Source organism: Synechococcus sp. H70.2, from assembly GCF_047462275.1.
Lineage (GTDB): Bacteria > Cyanobacteriota > Cyanobacteriia > Thermostichales > Thermostichaceae > Thermostichus.
In genome coordinates, this window is the sequence record NZ_JANSIU010000001.1 from 115,391 (window position 1) to 131,381 (window position 15,991).

Genomic DNA, 15,991 nt, shown 5'->3' on the forward strand with positions numbered 1-15,991 from the left:
GAGCAAGCCGGTAGGGGGGGAGGAGGTCAAGAACTGGCCGGGATCCCTTGCAACAGGTAAACGGGGTTGAGGGGGGCAAAACGAGTGCCCTCCGCCAGGGCTGTTGAGCGGGAGATCTGGACATGCTCCAGCCGCACCTGCCAGCCCCGTGAGCGCAGCCACTGTAGAGCTTCGCTGCAGGTTTCCAGGGTGGCGAAGTTGGCCACCAGGATTCCCTCAGGCCGCAAGCGGGCCGCCACTACGGGCAGGAGCTGGGGGATCCCTTTGCCACCTCCCCCCAGCAACACCCGATCCGGATCCGGCAGGTCAGCCAGCGCCTGGGGCGCTGCCCCCGGGATCACGTGCAGGTTCTCCAGGCCGAAGCGTTGGCGGTTGCGCTGGATAAGACAAATGCCCGTGGCATTGCGCTCAATGGCATAGACCTGGAGCTGGGGCGAGAGGCGGGCAATCTCTACAGCCACCGAGCCGGTGCCGGCCCCAATGTCCCAAACTACTCCCTGCCGCGGCAGCTGCAGCGCCCCCAGGGTGAGGAGGCGGATGGGCTGTTTGGTGATTAGGCCGGGCTGGTCGGGAAAGGTGTGGAACTGATCGTCGGGGATCCCGACTAGGGGCCAGCGACGGGGATCCGGTTCCGACTCAACGCGCTGCAACACTACCAGGTTGGGGCTGGGGAAGGTGGAGGCTTTCCCTGCAAGGAGGGGCACAATCTGCTCCTGGGGGGATCCCAGTTGGCTGCATACCCAGGCCTGGTAGCGCACTGGCAGCTGCAGGTCGGCAATGAACTGGGCTAGGCCGGCTGGCGTGTGCTCGGGATCGGTAAGCACCACAATCACAGGGGATCCCTGTTTGAGAACGGGTTCCAACAGCTCCATTCCCCGTCCGTGCAGGCTGAGGATGGTGGCCTCCTGCCAGGGGATCTGCAGGCGGTTGAGGGCCAACTGCACTGAGCTCACCTGCGGGTAGAACGCCAACTGCTCCCGTGGGAAATACTGGGTCAGCAGGCGCCCAATTCCAAAAAACAGGGGATCCCCGCTGGCCAACAAAACCAGCGATCCCTGCGCTAGTTCCTTCTGCAGAAGCGGGATCCAACTTTCCACCGGTCCAGTAAGCCAGACCTTGCGAGCGGGATGGTCGGCAAAGTGCTGCAGCAGGCTAGGGGGCCCGGCCAGGGTTTGGGCTTGGGAGAGAGGCCGGATCCCCCAGGAAGCCACGGAGCCGTCCCCCGCTACGCCTACCACTGCCAGCTGAGGTGGCCGGTCAGCCATTGGGCGTTCGAGAGGTGGATTGGGGGAGTGCAGACGTAGCTCCAATTCTAGTGGGTTGAGGAGGGGAGGCGGCGGGCGGCTAGCAGTAGAGCATTGACAATGGCGGCAGCCACCGGGGATCCACCCTTGCGGCCCTCCACCCGAATCTGGGGGACATCCGTTTGGGCCAAGGCTTGCTTTGCCTCCTCCACGGCCACAAAGCCTACCGGCACCCCAATCACGAGGCTGGGCCGGAGCCGCTGCGCGCGAATCTCCTCCACCAGCGCCAACAAGGCGGTGGGGGCATTGCCAACAACAAAGATGGCCTCCGGGTAGCGGCGGGCCACCTTAATCATCCCCTGAGCAGCGCGGGTTTGCCCCACTGCAAGGGGCTCCTCCACCCAGTCTAAGGCGCAGTGGAGCGGGATCCCCTGGGCCTCAAGGCCCGCTTGGATCCCGGCGGCCACCATCCTGACATCCACCACCACCGGCTGTTTTTGCCGCAGGGCCGCCAGCCCCGCCTCAACTGCCGTGGGGCTGAACACAAAGCGATCCCGCAGCTCGAAGTCAGCGGTGGCGTGGATGGCGCGGCGCACAATCTCATAGGGGATCCCCTGCCAGGGGTGGGGACCGATCTCTTGGTCGATCTGGCGAAAGCTGGCCGCCGTAATGGGGTCTATCCAGCCTGTCTCCTCGCTCATCTCAAGGCACCCCGACGCAGTCGCTATGATGGGTCTATCCACTCTAGCAGTGGGGCTTTTGTTGTTAACTTGCTCCTCCCCTAGACTTGAAATGCCCTCTCCCCCCCAAGCAGCTGACACCAGGGATCCCCTCTCGGGCTTGCCTCGCTATGGCCATTCCCAAACTTGGGTCTGGCGGGGCTGGCCCATTCACTTCACCTACACTCCTAGTCGCGCTCACACCCCCACTGGCCAGGTAAACTTGGTGGCGGCGCCGGCCCTTCTAATCCATGGCTTTGGAGCTTCGGTAGGCCACTGGCGCCACAACATCATCCCCCTGGGAGCCCAGCGCTCTGTCTACGCCCTCGACTTGCTGGGATTTGGGAAAAGCGCCAAGCCGGAGATCGCCTACAGCGTTGACCTGTGGGTGGAGCAGGTGTACGAGTTTTGGCACGTCCACATCCAGCAGCCCCTGATCCTGGTTGGCCACTCCCTGGGCGGGCTGGTGGGGGTGATTGCCGCTAGCCGCTATCCCCAGATGGTGAAGGGCCTGTGCCTGATTAGCTGCGCCGATGGGCCCCACCCCGAAGAGTTGCCCCCTCCCTGGGATGTCCTGGTGCGAGCCCTCTGCGAAGGGATCCTTGCCTTGCTGGGGTGCCCGCTCACCTATCCCCACCTCTTTCATTGGCTGCGGCAAACTGAGGTACTGCGGGCCTGGATCAAAAACGTCTACAAGCGGGATGAGCAGGTGGACGACGAGCTGGTGCAGATCTTCCAAGCGCCAGCTTTTGACCTGGGGGCAGCCCATGTGTTCTTGGACAGCCTCAGGGCCATCCTCTGCCGCCGCTTCGACAGCCCCAGGCGCCTACTGCCCGCCCTCAAAATGCCCATTCTCCTCCTCTGGGGTCAAGAGGATCCGGCGGTGCCCAGTTTTTTGGCGGATCAGTTCAAGCGCTGGCAGCCGGCTCTTACTTTGGTGAAGCTGCCAGGGGTAGGCCACTGTGCCCACGACGAGCTGCCCCACTGGGTCAATGCCCTCCTCAGTGAGTGGGCGGCCAGCCTGGAGACCCCTACTAGCCTGCCCCGCCGTCTGTCCAGGGATCCCTTCTTGGCCTAGCTAGCCGATTGGGCCAGGAGCACCGGGAGTATGCCAGGATAAAAAGTGCAGCTTTGCGGCCTAGGGGAGGCCGCTTTCTTTTCCCGGAGCAGCAAGATGGCAGTTTACGAAGGGAATTTTGTTCAGACAGGCGATCTGCGTCTAGCCATTGTTATTAGCCGGTTTAACGATTTAATTGTGGGCAAGTTGTTGGAGGGGTGTCAGGATGCCCTGAAGCGGCATGGCCTAGATGTCAGCCCCGAGAGCCGCCAGGTGGACTACTACTGGGTGCCTGGCAGCTTTGAGGTGCCGCTGGTAGCCCACCAACTGGCCCAGTCCCGCCGCTACGATGCCATTATTTGCCTGGGGGCGGTGATCCGGGGGCAGACCCCCCACTTTGACTATGTGGCGGCAGAGGTGTCCAAGGGGATCGCGGCAGCAGGCTTCCGTACTGGGGTGCCGGTCATTTTCGGTATCCTCACGGCCGACACCCTGCAGCAGGCGCTAGAGCGGGCTGGGATCAAAAACAACAAGGGCTGGGAGTATGCCATGAGTGCCCTAGAGATGGCTACCCTTATGCGGCAGGTGGCTCCCCTTCTCCAAGAGAGCAGAAACGGCGCCAGCTCTCGCCCTCCCTTGCCTGGGCCAGCAGAAGCTCTGCAGACGGGAGCCGGCTGGGAGAGTGCTGCCTACTAACGGCGGGTAAGCCGCGTCAGCACCTCGTTGGAGCGCTGCACAAAGGCCCGCGCCGCTGCTGGGTCGAAGCTCTTCTGGGTAATCAGCGCTAGGTCATAGATGTGGTTGCAGATAAGGTTGACCAGCTCTGGATCCCGCCCCTCCTCGGCCAAAGCTTGCAGGTTTTGGATCAGGGGGTGGGCGGTGTTGAGAACTAGGGTGTGTTCTTCCAAAAACTCCATTGGCTTCTGTTGCAAGATAGCGTTCAGCTCTTGCAGCCGCCGCAGGGTTTCCGGCAGTAGGATCATGGCCGGAACCGACTCTGACTTAAGGGCCTCGGCCCTGATTTGCAGCTTTTCTTTCCCCAGCGCCTGACGGAAAAGATCCATCAGCTTTTCGCTGCGGGTTTTCTGAGTTGTGGGGTCAACAATCTCAGCAGCCTTGTCTTTATTGATCAGGGCTTCATCCAACTCCGAGTCCACCCGCTTAAATTGGATCCCTTCTTCCCGATACTCCCGCTCCAGGAAGCTGCTGAAATGGCTGTCGATCCAGCTATCTAGCATGATGACTTCTAGGCCCTGGGAGCGGTGCAGGTCGATGTAGGCACTCTGGGCTGCCTCGTCGGTGGCGTAGTAAACCCGCTTGTTCTGTTTCTCCCGCGTGCGCTCCAGGTATTCTTTGAGAGTCACGTACTCCGGTTTATCAGCAGGGGATCCGGCCACTCGGAAGATGAGAATGTCTTTGATCTGGGCAAAGAACTTGTCATTGTTCATGGCCCCAAATTTCATAAAGAGGCTGATATCTGGCCAGACCCTGACGTACTTTTCGTAGTCTTCTCTGTAGAGCTCGTTGAGGCGATCTGCCACCTTTTTGGCGATGTGATCCCCAATGCGCCTAACGGTGCGGTCGTTTTGTAAGAAACTACGGGAGACGTTGAGGGGGATATCGGGGCTGTCGATGGCGCCGCGCAAGGGCAGGAGAAACTTAGGGATAACCTCCTCACAGTTATCCTGGACAAAAACTTGGTTGCAGAAAAGTTTAACTTGACCCTTAGTGGGATCAATATCCGGGCGCAACTTGGGGAAGTAAAGGATCCCTTGCACAATGAAAGGATAATCTGTGTTGATGTGGACCCAGAAGTGAGGATCCTCCTGGAAAGGATACAGATAGCGGTAAAACTCTAGGTAGTCTTCGTCTTTAAGTTCTGAAGGAGGAATTTTCCAGAGAGGCTTTTGCCGGTTGATAACCTCTCCGTTGAGCTTGATGGGAACAGGAATAAAGTCGCAGTACTTGCGCACCAGTTCGCGGATGCGGCCTGGGTCCAAATATTCCTCACTATCGGGGGTTAGGTAGAGGGTAACAGTGGTGCCGATGGCAGAGCGTTGGGAAGATGAGAGGGTAAAATTGGGGCTGCCGTCACAGGACCATTTCACAGGGGTGCTGCCAGGCCGGTAGGAAAGGGTGTCGATCTCCACCCGCTGCGCCACCATAAAGGAAGAATAAAAACCCAGCCCAAAGTGACCAATGATGACCTGGTCCGCCCCCTTGTCCTTGTACTTTTGAATAAACTCTTCAGCGCTGGAGAAGGCCACTTGGTTGATGTATTTTTTCACCTCTTCGGCGGTCATGCCGATGCCAGTGTCGCTTACGGAGAGGGTCTTGGCCTCTTTGTGGAGCGAGATGACAATCTCTGGCTCTGGGGGATCCGTCACTTCGCCAGCCAGCTTGGCCATTTTCAGCTTGGCAATGGCATCAGCAGCGTTGGAGATCAGCTCCCGCAAAAAGATCTCGCGATCCGAATAGAGAAACTGCTTGATGATGGGAAAAATGTTCTCCGTGTGGACCGTGATAGCTCCCTGTTCCAGGACGGTCATAGGCAGGTTGCCACTTGAACCAACTTAGAACCAGCTTAGTTCCAATCTACCAAGAAAACTAAGCCTTAAGCCTCACCCTCCTGGTATACGCGGTTTGCCTTCCTAGGGCCTAGTAGGACAGCTTTGGACGCTGCTGTTTTAAACCCAGCACGCTAGCAACTGTTTTTGTGTCCCTAGCGCCAGGAGGAAAACTGGGATCCCCCTCGACAATTGGCACCCAGATCAACTGGCCCTAGAGCTGAGCTCCTCTATGCTGGCTCTGGCCCTGGTTTATCTCGAGGGCAAGCTGCTCTGCCCAATCTTGACCCAGACGAATGGTGATGTCGGAGTTGAGAACTCCCGTGGACTCCACCCGCAGCTCTCCTAGCCCAATGGCAGCGCGAACCTGCATAGCTCCCTCCCGATCCCCACTTTGGGCGAGGATCTCCGTGTGCGGCAACACCTGGGGGCTGTCTTCGACGGCAAAAGCTTGGGTGTAGCCCTGTCTAATCAGTTCTTGCACCATGCGGCGGGCCATCCCCGGCTTGCCGGTAGCGTTTTGCACAGCTATGCGCAGGTGTTGCGGCGGGATGGGGGCCACTTCTGCCTCCAGGCCAAAATGGGTGGCGGCCACACGGCGGATCCCGGCTAGATCCGGCAGCCAGTAGCTGGTGGCAAATTCTCCTGGTTGGCTGAAGCGGCCCGGCAACAGCAGGAGATCAATGCGATCCCCGCCGTAGGTGAGAAGGAACTTGGCCAAGCTCAAGACTTCTTCCCAAGTAAGGTTGGTATCCAGGTGGGTACGGACAACCTGCAAAACCTGCGGGATGCGCGGCCAGACGGCAGGGGAAAGCAGTTCCCGGCTGAGGGCCCGCAGCAGCTCCTGTTGCCGTTGCACCCGGCCGATATCTCCCAACCCCAGGTGGTCGCGGCGAAAGCGGGCAAAGTGTTGGGCCTGTTTCCCGTTGAGGCGGTGCCAGCCGGGTTCTAGGTTAATAAACAACTGCTGCGTGCGATCCACGTACTGCATGGGCTCCGGTACGTAGACCTCCACGCCACCCACTGCGTCGATTATGGCTTCCAGGGCCTCAGTATTGAGGCGGACGTAGCGGTCAATCGGAATCCCGCCCAGCAACTGGCTCACCACCTGAGCGGTTAGGGCAGGGCCTCCCACCAGGTTGGCGGCGTTGATCTTGGCCACGCCGAAGCCGGGCAAGCGCACGCGGGTGTCGCGAGGGATCGACAACACGGCAATCCGCCGCTCCTGGGGATCAAAGCGAGCAAGAAGGATGGTGTCGGAGCGGCTGTTAAAGCGTGCCACCCCCGATCCCGAGAGGGTGGGATCTGGCTTGTCGGTGCCAAGGATGAGAATGTGCAGGGACTGATCCAGGGCAGCAGCCCGCAGGGCATCCGGTCGGAAGACTGCCTGGTCCTCAGCACTTAGAGAAGGGGGGAGAACCGGACGGGGCAGCATGGCCGCTAGGAAAGCCCCCGCAGAGCCGGACACCACAGCCGTAACGACCAGCAACGGCCAGAGGATCCCTTGGCGAGTAGCCTGTTGAGGAGCGGTGCGGATACGGTCGGGGCGGGGTGGGTAGTGAAAGGAATACATCAAGTCAACCCTGGCCTTGCGAGCACGTCCAGGAAGAGAGCTACTGTCTAGGTGGTGTTCCAACCACGCCAGCCCAAGGCCATGTTACCCTATTTGCAACCTCCAGAACTGTCTGGGCCTCTGGAGCTTGGGAGGGTAAGACTGCGGCAACCGCTGCTGGAGCTAGAAAAGCCAGCGATCTACCTGTGGCTAGAGGAGGTGCCCCCCTTGGAGGCGTTGCTCTCTCAGCTTGACTTGCTTTCCCTCGAGGAACGGCAGCGGGCAGAGCAACTGCACCTGTTGGAGGATCGGCGCCGTTTCCTGGCTGGTCGTCTGTTGCTGCGAACCTTGCTCAGCCGCTACACTGGCATTCCGCCCCAGGACATCTCCCTTGACCGCACGGCTAGCGGTAAGCCCTATTGGCGGGATCCACCCCTACCGCTGCAGTTCAACCTCAGCCACTCCCAGCAGGGGATCCTGGTGGGCTTGACGCTGCAGCGTCGAATTGGTGTGGACTTGGAGCAGATCCGACCCGTGCCTTATTGGCAACGCATTGCCCAGCGCTATTTTTCCGCCGCTGAGCAAGCCCACCTCCTTGCCTGCCCACCGCCAGAGCGGGACGCAGTTTTTTTGCAGATGTGGACCCAAAAAGAGGCTCTCCTGAAAGCCATGGGCGTGGGCCTGGCTGGTGCCAGAAGGCTGGCCAGGGATCCTGATCCCGCCTGGCTAGTCTTGCCTCTCCGGGTTGCCGAGGGCTACGTTGCGGCTGTAGCCATGGAACAAGGCAAGGAAAGCGCTGCAGCGGCACCCCCCACTCTGTGGCTTAGTCAAGGGCTGCAGGGCGCAAGCCAGGAGCTGGTGGCAGTCCAGCCCGCTGCCAGGGCAGGTCTCCCGTCTTTCTCTTGAGCTGCTATCTTGGGGTTTCCAGGGTGTTGGTTAGTAGGGGTTATGCTGCGTGGGCTGCGCTATCTCCTAATCCTGAGCTGCTGTCTGTGGATGTTGAGTGGCGGCCTCCTTTGGCCGGCCTGGGGGCGGGATCTGTCACGGCAAACGCCGCAGGACAAAACGGTTGAGCTGGGCACGGCCGACAACCAGTTGGTGTTTGTGCCTAAGGAGCTTTTTTTTCGCAACGGCAACCTCTACCGGTTGCGTTTGAGCAATCCCAGCCAATTGAAGCACTACTTCAGCGCCAAAGACTTTGCGGATGCTGTTTGGACGCGCAAATTGGAGGTGGCTGGGGTAGAAATTAAAGGGCAGATCCGAGAAATTGAGCTCAAGCCAGGCGCGGCAGTGGAGTGGCAGTTTATCCCCCTCAAATCTGGGGTTTACTCCCTGGTTTGTACCATCCCTGGCCACGCTGAAGCAGGCATGATTGGCCAGATTACCATTGGTGACTAGGCGGTTCCCGGGGCTGGCCGGTTAAAGAAGAGGCTGCCAGGCAAATTGACGAACAATCCCTTACCACCTATGGCGCAACGCTGGACGGGACAACCGCAGGCGCCGTCTGCTCGCAAAGCCCGGCCCTCCCTTTCTGAGCAACTCCTTGGCCACCTGCTGGCGCTGCTCTCCCTCACTGCTGTCCACGGGATCCGCTACTACAACGAGCCACAACTGACCGTCGGCAGTCGCTCGCCGCAGACATTTATCGCCCCTGCGGCGGCAAAGATTGAGGATGTGGAGGCCACCCAGGCGCGGCAGGCCGAGGCGCGACGGCGGGTGGTACAGGCCCTCAAGATTAACCCTGCTGCCAACGAGAGCATGCGGCAAAACCTAGAGGCCCTCCTGGCTGCAGTGGAAGCCATTCGGCAAGAGGCTGGCCCCTTGCCCTACGTTTCCGTTCAGTTGCTCTCCCTGCCTACCCAGATCTATCTGCGCCAGCTGCCATCGGAAGAATGGGAGGCCCTGCAGGCGGCAGTGCGGCAAACGGCCATCCGCACTCCCTCGACTGCTCCGCCTTTGCCGGCAAAACCCTCCGAGCGGCCAGAGCAGCTTCCCCCCGATCAGCGGGCCCGGCAAGAGCTCATTGAAGTTTGGCAGCGAGCCTGGCTGGACAGGCCGGCTCCAGAGGTGATGGATCCCTACACCCAACTGATTGCTCAGGTGGAGGCGGCCCAGCAGCGCTATCGGGCAGCCCTGCCGGCTCTGGAACAGCTCACCCCCCCTCTTCCTGCCCCAGTTCTCAACTTAACAGAGGCTGAGTGGCAGCAGCTCCAGAGTCTGAGTCGGCGGGTTTTGGAGCGGGTGCAGAAGCTCGGCATTGTGGATGGGCTACCGCGCGAAGTGCGGGCTGAAGGGATCCAAGCCCAACTGGATGAGCTGACCTTTCCCGGCAGCGCTGCCCAGCGGCAGGAGCTACAGGGGCTGGTCTATCAGTGGCTGCAACAGGTGCTCATTCCCAACCTGGAGGTAGATCCCCAGCGCACCGAGCAGCGGATTCGTGCCGAGCTGGAAAAAGTCGAGCCCGTCCTGATCTCGGTTGCGGAAAACCAGGTTATCGTGCGGGCAGGCGAGCCCATTACTCCTGAGGCGTTTCTGATCCTGGACCACTTTGGCTTTACCCAGCGCCGGATGAACGGCTGGGGCCTCGTGGGAGTAGCTGGCCTCATGGGTCTAGGCTTGGCTGTCTTTGTGCCGCTGCAGCGACGCCTGAAGCCGGGATTGCGCCGCCGCGATCGCCTGTTGATTCTGCTGCTTTCCTTAACAGCGCCCCTCTCGGCGGCTTTGTCCCAGCTGGAGTTCAACTCTCTACCAGCGGTGGGATTGTTGCTGGGCAGCTTCTATGGGGCGGGGCTGGGCTTGGTGGTGGTGGTAGGCCAGGCGTTGTTTTTACCTCTAGTTGCTGAGGCCACCTTGCTTGGCTTCCTGCCCTTGCTTTCTGCCAGTGGAGTGGCCTGTGCCCTGGCTGGGCGGGCCCGTTCCCGGGAAGAGCTGGCCTTGTTGGGGGGAGGGGCGGCGGCAGTGCAGATGCTAACCTATGGAGCCCTCAGCTTGGCTACCCGTGGCAGCCTTGACCTATTGGCCATGGCTTTGGGAGGGGGGATCACGCTGGGGTGGAGCATTGTGGCCCTGGGAGCCAGCCCCTACCTGGAGCGCCTGTTCGATCTGGCCACCCCCATTCGTCTCATCGAGCTAAGCAACCCCAACCGCCCCCTGCTGCGGCGGCTGGCGGCAGAGGCCCCTGGCACGTTCCAGCACACCCTGTTTGTAGCCACCTTGGCGGAACGGGCGGCCCAGAAGCTCAATCTCAACGTGGAGCTGGTGCGCACAGGCACCCTCTACCACGACATTGGCAAAATGCTGCAGGCCCGCTACTTCATCGAAAACCAGATGGGCGGCCTCAACCCCCACACGCAACTGGACGATCCCTACCGCAGCGCTCAAATTATCAAGGCCCATGTCAGCGATGGGCTGCGGCTGGCCAAGCAGTACAAGTTGCCCACCGCCGTCCAGGCTTTCATTCCTGAACACCAGGGAACGATCTTGATTGCCTATTTCTACCATCAGGCTCAGTTGAAAGCGGGAGGCCAGCCGGTTCCTGAGCAGCCTTTCCGCTACGATGGCCCGATCCCCCAAAGCAAGGAGACAGGGGTGGTGATGCTGGCCGATGCCTGTGAGGCGGCCCTGCGCAGCATGACCCTGAGCGATGGCTTTGGCCCAGAGGTGCTGGAGCGGGCCAAGGCTGTTATCTGCAAAATTGTCCAGGCCCGTTGGCAGGATGGCCAACTGGTCGACAGTGGCTTGACACTCGAGGATCTGGAGGTAGTGGCCGAGGCCTTTGTGGAAGTTTGGCGAGAGTCCAACCACGAGCGCATCCCCTACCCCAGTTCCCCACCGCTGCCGGAGCCCAACTCTGCCCAGGTCGAGGTGCCCCTATTGATCACCCCTTCGCCGGGATCCTCCTAGAGGCGCTGGGTAGGTGGAGAGCCGTCTAGCTCTAGGGGTTATCCCTCGGTACGATAGGGGATCGTTAGCGCGCCGGTGGCGCGGAGCAGTCTTGCCAAGCAAGGCAGCTGAGCATTTCTGCTGGATCCGCGCTCCAGCTCCTGCTTGGGATGCTTTTCGGTGTTTTTTGGGGTGGTCGGCTGAATGCCTCATGGAGCTCCTGCTTCGTCCAACCAGCTGCAAGTTTCGGCAGCCCCTATTCAGATCCCCCCTCCGTCTCAGCCCAGCCCTGTGCAACTTTCGCTGGTCATCCCCACCTACAACGAGGCCTCCAGCATAGGCAGCCTAATCCGGCAGGTGTGTACCCATCTGGACAAAATCCTGCCTGGGGCCTACGAGCTAATTGTGGTGGATGACAATAGCCCCGACTACACGGCCAAAGTGGCCCAAGAACTGCAAGAAGAATTCCCGCAACTGCAGGTTATCTGCCGCCACCAGGAACGGGGCCTGGCTACCGCCGTGTTACGGGGATGGCAAGTTGCCCGCGGGGAGGTACTAGGGGTGATGGATGGCGACTGGCAACATCCGCCGGAGATTCTCCTCAAGCTGTGGCCCCTCATCCAAGAGGGAGCAGACCTGGTGGTGGGCAGCCGCTACGTGGAGTCGGGAGGAGTGAGCCACTGGAATTTGGGCCGGCGCCTCGTCTCTCGGGGAGCTCAAGCCATCGGGCTGGTTTTGCTGCCAGGGATCTTCAGGCGGGTGTCGGATCCGCTCAGTGGCTTGTTTCTGGTCCGACGCCAGGCCATTGCCGGGATCCCCCTCAGTCCCAAGGGCTATAAGCTCTTGATCGAGGTGCTGGCGCGGGGCCGGGTGAAAACCATTGCTGAAGTCGGCTACGTCTTCCAGGAGCGCCAAAACGGCGAGAGCAAAATCCAGCTGCAAACCTGTCTTCAGTATCTCCACCATCTCATCCACCTGCGCTTCTCGCTGGGACAGGTGGGATCCTTTTTGCGCTTTAGCACGGTTGGCCTGTCTGGCACCTTTGTGGATATGACGTTGCTGTATTTGCTCCACGATCCCAGCAACTTAGGGTGGGATCTGGCTATCAGTAAATTCATTGCCTCTGAGGTGGCCATTCTCAACAACTTTCTCTGGAATGACCTGTGGACGTTTCGCCATGTCACCCAGCTACAGCCAGGCCTCTGGAATCGTCTGAAGCGATTGGTCAAGTTTAATGTTATTTGCTTAATTGGCCTGCTGCTTAACTCTTCGTTGTTGATCTTGCTGAGTGAGCACCTAGGCATTCACTACCTGCTGGCTAACTTAATGGCAATTGGCATTGTGGTCTTTTGGAACTTCTACCTTAACGCCAAGCTCAGCTGGCGAGCGCCAAGTTAGACAGTGGCGGTGGCTAGGGGGAATTGGGGCGGATCCCTTCCAGGGCAATGATCTCCTGGATTACCGAGCGAGCCACGGGAGCTGCCGTTGTCGAGCCAAAGGCATCCTCCCCCTTAGGCTCGTCGATCACCGCCAAAATCACATACTGCGGCCGAAGGGCTGGGAAGTAGGCCACAAAACTGGTGATGCGCTTGCCGGGCAAGTAGCCTCCCTGGGGCCCAACTTTCTGGGCAGTGCCCGTTTTACCGCCAATCTCATACCCCTCGATCTTGGCCAATTGCCCGGTGCCAAAGTCCACCACATCCCGCATCTGGATGCGCACTGCCAACGTGGCCTCCTCCGACAACACCCGCACGGGCGTCAGTTGGGGAGGGGCCCAAACGAGGGTGTCGGTATCCTTCTCCACCAAGCCGCGCACCACATGGGGCCGCACCTTTAATCCGCCGTTGGCGATGATGCAGTGCAAGGTAGCTAACTGCAGAGGAGTGAGGGCTATCCCCTGGCCAAAGGCGACGGTGGCCCGCTCCACCGGCACAGTTAGAAACTGCCGCAGGGGTTTCAGGCGACTGGGGGGCTCAAAGGGCAGATCCACACCGCTGCGCTCATTGAGTCCTAGCCGTAGAAGGGCATGGTAGTACTGGCGGGGATCTAGCTTTTGCATCAGGTGCACCATGCCCACGTTGCTAGACAGGCGCAGAATCTCGGCAACACTTATCCAGCCATGGGCACCCCGCTGGCGGTAGTCGTGGTTTTGGATGGGCCAGCGGCCAATCCAGATCTGCCCCGCGTCGTAAACCCGTTCCTCAGCAGTGAAGGCTCCCGCATCCAGCCCAATAGCGATATTGATGGGCTTGAAGGTGGATCCCGGCTCGTACAGGTCTGTGACGGCCCAGTTGCGAAAAAGGGCGGGGTCGTACTCGAAGTAGCGGTTGGGATCGTAGGTAGGTTCACTCACCAGCGCCAGGATTTCCCCCGTCTGGGGTTGGAGGACAATCACTGTGCCCCGCAGGGCTCGAAACCGTTCCAGTTGCGTTTTCAGGGCAGCGCGGGCAGCCCGCTGCAGGCGCATGTCTAGGGTCAGTTGCAGCACCGTCTCGCCAGATTGCAGCAGCCCTTCCGGCACCTCAGCAGCCAACAACTGGCCGTAGCCATCTCGAGGAACGGTAACTGGCTGAACTCTCCGCTCCAGCAGTGCCTGTTGAGAATACTCCACTCCCGCCTGGCCCCGGTGGTCCAGATCTACATAGCCCACCACCTCAGCGGCCATCTCCTTTTGGGGATAGACCCGCTGCCGTTCGCTCACCAGCTCCAGACCGTCCAGATACAAGGCCTGAATTCGCTCCGCCACTTCTGGGGCCAGCCAGCGCTCCAGCCGTACCGAGTGAGTAGCCGACAACTGCTGAGTCAATTCCTCAACTGGCCGCCGCAGCAGAGGAGCCAGAGCAGTGGCAATCTCCTGGGGGGTGCGCTTGCCAAAAAGGCGAGGGTGGGCCCAAAGGGTGTAGACGGGCCGATCCACAGCCAAGAGCTCCGCCTGCTGGCGGGCAAGGGAGTGGCGATCCACAATCGAGCGGCGGGGGAGGAAGGGTCGGAGCTGAGCCCGCTGCTGGGCCTCGGCTCGCTGCTTTAGGGTTGGCCCCTGGTGGTGTTGCAAATAGGCCAAACGGGCCCCCACTCCCATCAGGGCGATGGCCAAAGCCAAGCCCACTACCGCAAGGCGGAAGTCCAGTTGTTGGCCTGTTGGGATCTGATCCCCCCAAAGCCGCGCCAGGCGAGCTCCCTCAGCCCGGTGGCGGCGCCAGCGGGCAAGTTGCCGGCTGTTCTGTAGAGGTTGCCGGCCCAAGCCGGCCCTCGACTTGTCCTCCACTGCTGCCGTTGGGTAGATACCACCGTTAGTTTGCCGCCCATCCTCTCTTCTGGCCAGCGTTTTAGCGAGGGGCGGCTACCCTTTAGAGCGGATGTTTGAAAGGTAGGTGGAAGGGAGCTGCTTCCCCCCTGAGCTCGATTAGCTTGCAGTTGCACTTCTTGCAAAGTTTGCCAACGATTTTGGCCAGCCGCGCTAGCCTTTTGCTGGTAGCAGCGGCAGCAAGGACGGCTGCAAGAGAGCTGTCTTTGTCGAAGACCTGCGCAATAAGGACCGACCTGCTAAGCCGCAGCAGGGGGCTAAGTTGTCCAAGCCTTGGCTCCTGCGGGGGGCTTCTAGGCCGCGTGGTTCAACTCTACGATGGCGCTAGCCTAGGCCTTTGCTCATCAAGCAAGTGGGCCTAAGAAACGCGAATCTGGGGCAACCTAGAGGAAAAGCCCCCACGGGGCGCCTGGGGGAAGCTGTAGCCCCAACTCCAAGGCCTACGGCCTACTGAGGCGAGGGGATATTTAAAGCTGCGCCGCACTCTCGGCGGCGGAGCTCCCCACAGCTATAGCCCCAGGCAGGAATGCCGAGGCTTGCGCTCTTTTCTGGTCAGCGGGCTGTAGGTCGTAGCAAGCTAGGGGAGGGCTGAGTTTGTTGAGAACGCCATGCCCAAAGCCTACGCCTCTGCCAGCCTACGCCTTGGAATCGCTGCCACCCTGCTGCTGGGGAGTCTGGCCAGCTGGCGCCAGGATCGCCTCTTGGCGGTGATGGGCCTGGCCAGTGCAGCGGCAATTTCTGCCTTCACCCGCCCAGCCCTCTTGGCCTACAACCGCGGTCGCGAACGGTGGCTCAACCGGGATCTGCTAGGGGCCATCCAGCAGCTTAGCCTGGCGCTGCAGCAGGATCCCCGTCTAGCCAATGCCTACCTCCTGCGGGGTCAGGTTCACCTCGAGCTCGGCCAGCCTCCCCAGGCGCTGGCGGACTTCGACCAAGCGGCCCAGTTGCTCCCCCACCGCCCAGAGCCCTATTTCTACCGCAGCCTCATCTGCCAAGCGCGAGGGGATCTGCAAGGGGCAACCGCCGAGTTGACCAAGCTAGTGCGGCTGCAGCCCCGTCCTCCCCACCATCTCCGCCTGGCTGAGCTGTACCTGCAGCAGGGATCTCTACCTTCAGCTCTGGCTCACTTGGATGAGGCAATTGCTCGCGATCCCACCTGGGCGCCCGCCTATGCCTGCCGCGCCAAGGTGTACGGCTACCTGGGGGAGTGGGAGGCAGCGGTAGCTGACTGGTCCCAGGCCATCCGCTGGGATCCCTCGCCAGCCCATTACTATTGGCGGGGCGTCGCTTACACCTGGGCTGATCGCTATTTTGAAGCGATTGCTGACTTCAGCCGCAGCCTAGAGGCAGAGCCCGGCCAGCCCTATGCCCTCTACCTCAGGGGCAATCTTCTCTACGAGCTGGGGGAGATCAAGGCTGCCCTCGACGATTACGAGCAGGCCTTTCGCCTAGAGGCCGGCGGCCATCCCCTTGCTCTTGCGGACGAGTACGGTCTCTACGGAAGGGGACTGGCTTACCGGAACATGGGAGACCCCGAGACAGCCATTGCCAGTTGGCAAGCTGCCTTGCACCTTGGCTGCCAGCGCCACAACCCGGTCCTGCAAGAGCAGGTCCAGCGGGCTTTGCGGCAACTATGAGGATGAGGAGGGATCCTAGGCTGGCGGCT

12 protein-coding genes are annotated in these 15,991 nt (G+C 60.7%); 7 read left to right on the plus strand and 5 right to left on the minus strand.

The features are described from left to right. Nucleotides 1–26 precede the first annotated feature (26 nt). Together cbiE and NW822_RS00545 are read right to left on the minus strand one after the other, a co-directional pair. The gene (cbiE, locus tag NW822_RS00540; RefSeq protein WP_414403159.1) at nt 27–1,265 is read right to left on the minus strand and encodes a precorrin-6y C5,15-methyltransferase (decarboxylating) subunit CbiE; all 1,239 of its coding nucleotides are present in this window, start codon (nt 1,263–1,265) and stop codon (nt 27–29) included. A 47-nt stretch (nt 1,266–1,312) separates the two neighbouring features. Then, nucleotides 1,313–1,945 carry a cobalt-precorrin-8X methylmutase gene (locus NW822_RS00545; RefSeq protein ID WP_414403160.1) on the minus strand — a complete coding sequence of 211 codons (633 nt, stop codon included), beginning with the start codon at nt 1,943–1,945 and terminating at the stop codon, nt 1,313–1,315. Between the two features lie 91 nt (nt 1,946–2,036). Between NW822_RS00545 and NW822_RS00550 the strand changes: the two genes are divergently transcribed. Both NW822_RS00550 and ribH read left to right on the plus strand, forming a co-directional pair. Next, on the plus strand, nt 2,037–3,041 hold the full coding sequence (locus NW822_RS00550; RefSeq protein ID WP_414359501.1) for an alpha/beta fold hydrolase: 1,005 nt from the start codon (nt 2,037–2,039) through the stop codon (nt 3,039–3,041). Nucleotides 3,042–3,137: 96 nt separating this feature from the next. Further along, entirely contained in the window at nt 3,138–3,716 is a 579-nt protein-coding gene (gene ribH, locus NW822_RS00555) for a 6,7-dimethyl-8-ribityllumazine synthase (protein ID WP_414403161.1), read from the plus strand. On the opposite strand, the gene htpG is transcribed toward ribH, so the two are convergent. After that, the gene (htpG, locus tag NW822_RS00560) at nt 3,713–5,569 is read right to left on the minus strand and encodes a molecular chaperone HtpG (protein ID WP_414403162.1); all 1,857 of its coding nucleotides are present in this window, start codon (nt 5,567–5,569) and stop codon (nt 3,713–3,715) included. The genes ribH and htpG overlap by 4 nt on opposite strands. Before the next feature lie 232 nt (nt 5,570–5,801). Next, on the minus strand, nt 5,802–7,160 hold the full coding sequence (locus NW822_RS00565) for an LCP family protein (RefSeq protein ID WP_414403163.1): 1,359 nt from the start codon (nt 7,158–7,160) through the stop codon (nt 5,802–5,804). Nucleotides 7,161–7,211: 51 nt separating this feature from the next. Between NW822_RS00565 and NW822_RS00570 the strand changes: the two genes are divergently transcribed. The 4 genes from NW822_RS00570 (at nt 7,212) to NW822_RS00585 (ending at nt 12,419) form a co-directional block, all read left to right on the plus strand. Beyond that, entirely contained in the window at nt 7,212–8,045 is an 834-nt protein-coding gene (locus NW822_RS00570; RefSeq protein ID WP_414403164.1) for a 4'-phosphopantetheinyl transferase family protein, read from the plus strand. Nucleotides 8,046–8,087: 42 nt separating this feature from the next. Next, nucleotides 8,088–8,537 carry a plastocyanin/azurin family copper-binding protein gene (locus NW822_RS00575; protein WP_414359493.1) on the plus strand — a complete coding sequence of 150 codons (450 nt, stop codon included), beginning with the start codon at nt 8,088–8,090 and terminating at the stop codon, nt 8,535–8,537. A gap of 69 nt (nt 8,538–8,606) precedes the next feature. Further along, nucleotides 8,607–11,042 carry an HD family phosphohydrolase gene (locus tag NW822_RS00580; protein ID WP_414403165.1) on the plus strand — a complete coding sequence of 812 codons (2,436 nt, stop codon included), beginning with the start codon at nt 8,607–8,609 and terminating at the stop codon, nt 11,040–11,042. A 270-nt stretch (nt 11,043–11,312) separates the two neighbouring features. Continuing rightward, nucleotides 11,313–12,419, plus strand: coding sequence for a glycosyltransferase (locus NW822_RS00585; protein ID WP_414403166.1), 1,107 nt, complete (start codon nt 11,313–11,315; stop codon nt 12,417–12,419). Between the two features lie 13 nt (nt 12,420–12,432). On the opposite strand, the gene NW822_RS00590 is transcribed toward NW822_RS00585, so the two are convergent. After that, nucleotides 12,433–14,286 carry a peptidoglycan D,D-transpeptidase FtsI family protein gene (locus tag NW822_RS00590; protein ID WP_414403167.1) on the minus strand — a complete coding sequence of 618 codons (1,854 nt, stop codon included), beginning with the start codon at nt 14,284–14,286 and terminating at the stop codon, nt 12,433–12,435. A gap of 647 nt (nt 14,287–14,933) precedes the next feature. On the opposite strand from NW822_RS00590, the gene NW822_RS00595 reads away from it, so the two are divergent. Then, a complete protein-coding gene (locus NW822_RS00595) occupies nt 14,934–15,962 on the plus strand; it encodes a tetratricopeptide repeat protein (RefSeq protein ID WP_414403168.1) in 1,029 nt (342 codons plus the stop codon). Nucleotides 15,963–15,991 lie beyond the last annotated feature (29 nt).

What these genes read in the sequence shown, in the direction of transcription:
- NW822_RS00595 (WP_414403168.1), top strand. Translation starts at nt 14,934, where the DNA reads ATGCCCAAAGCCTACGCCTCTGCCAGCCTACGCCTTGGAATCGCTGCC.
- htpG (WP_414403162.1), bottom strand. Translation starts at nt 5,569, where the DNA reads ATGACCGTCCTGGAACAGGGAGCTATCACGGTCCACACGGAGAACATT.
- ribH (WP_414403161.1), top strand. Translation starts at nt 3,138, where the DNA reads ATGGCAGTTTACGAAGGGAATTTTGTTCAGACAGGCGATCTGCGTCTA.
- NW822_RS00565 (WP_414403163.1), bottom strand. Translation starts at nt 7,160, where the DNA reads ATGTATTCCTTTCACTACCCACCCCGCCCCGACCGTATCCGCACCGCT.
- NW822_RS00550 (WP_414359501.1), top strand. Translation starts at nt 2,037, where the DNA reads ATGCCCTCTCCCCCCCAAGCAGCTGACACCAGGGATCCCCTCTCGGGC.
- NW822_RS00575 (WP_414359493.1), top strand. Translation starts at nt 8,088, where the DNA reads ATGCTGCGTGGGCTGCGCTATCTCCTAATCCTGAGCTGCTGTCTGTGG.
- cbiE (WP_414403159.1), bottom strand. Translation starts at nt 1,265, where the DNA reads ATGGCTGACCGGCCACCTCAGCTGGCAGTGGTAGGCGTAGCGGGGGAC.
- NW822_RS00580 (WP_414403165.1), top strand. Translation starts at nt 8,607, where the DNA reads ATGGCGCAACGCTGGACGGGACAACCGCAGGCGCCGTCTGCTCGCAAA.
- NW822_RS00545 (WP_414403160.1), bottom strand. Translation starts at nt 1,945, where the DNA reads ATGAGCGAGGAGACAGGCTGGATAGACCCCATTACGGCGGCCAGCTTT.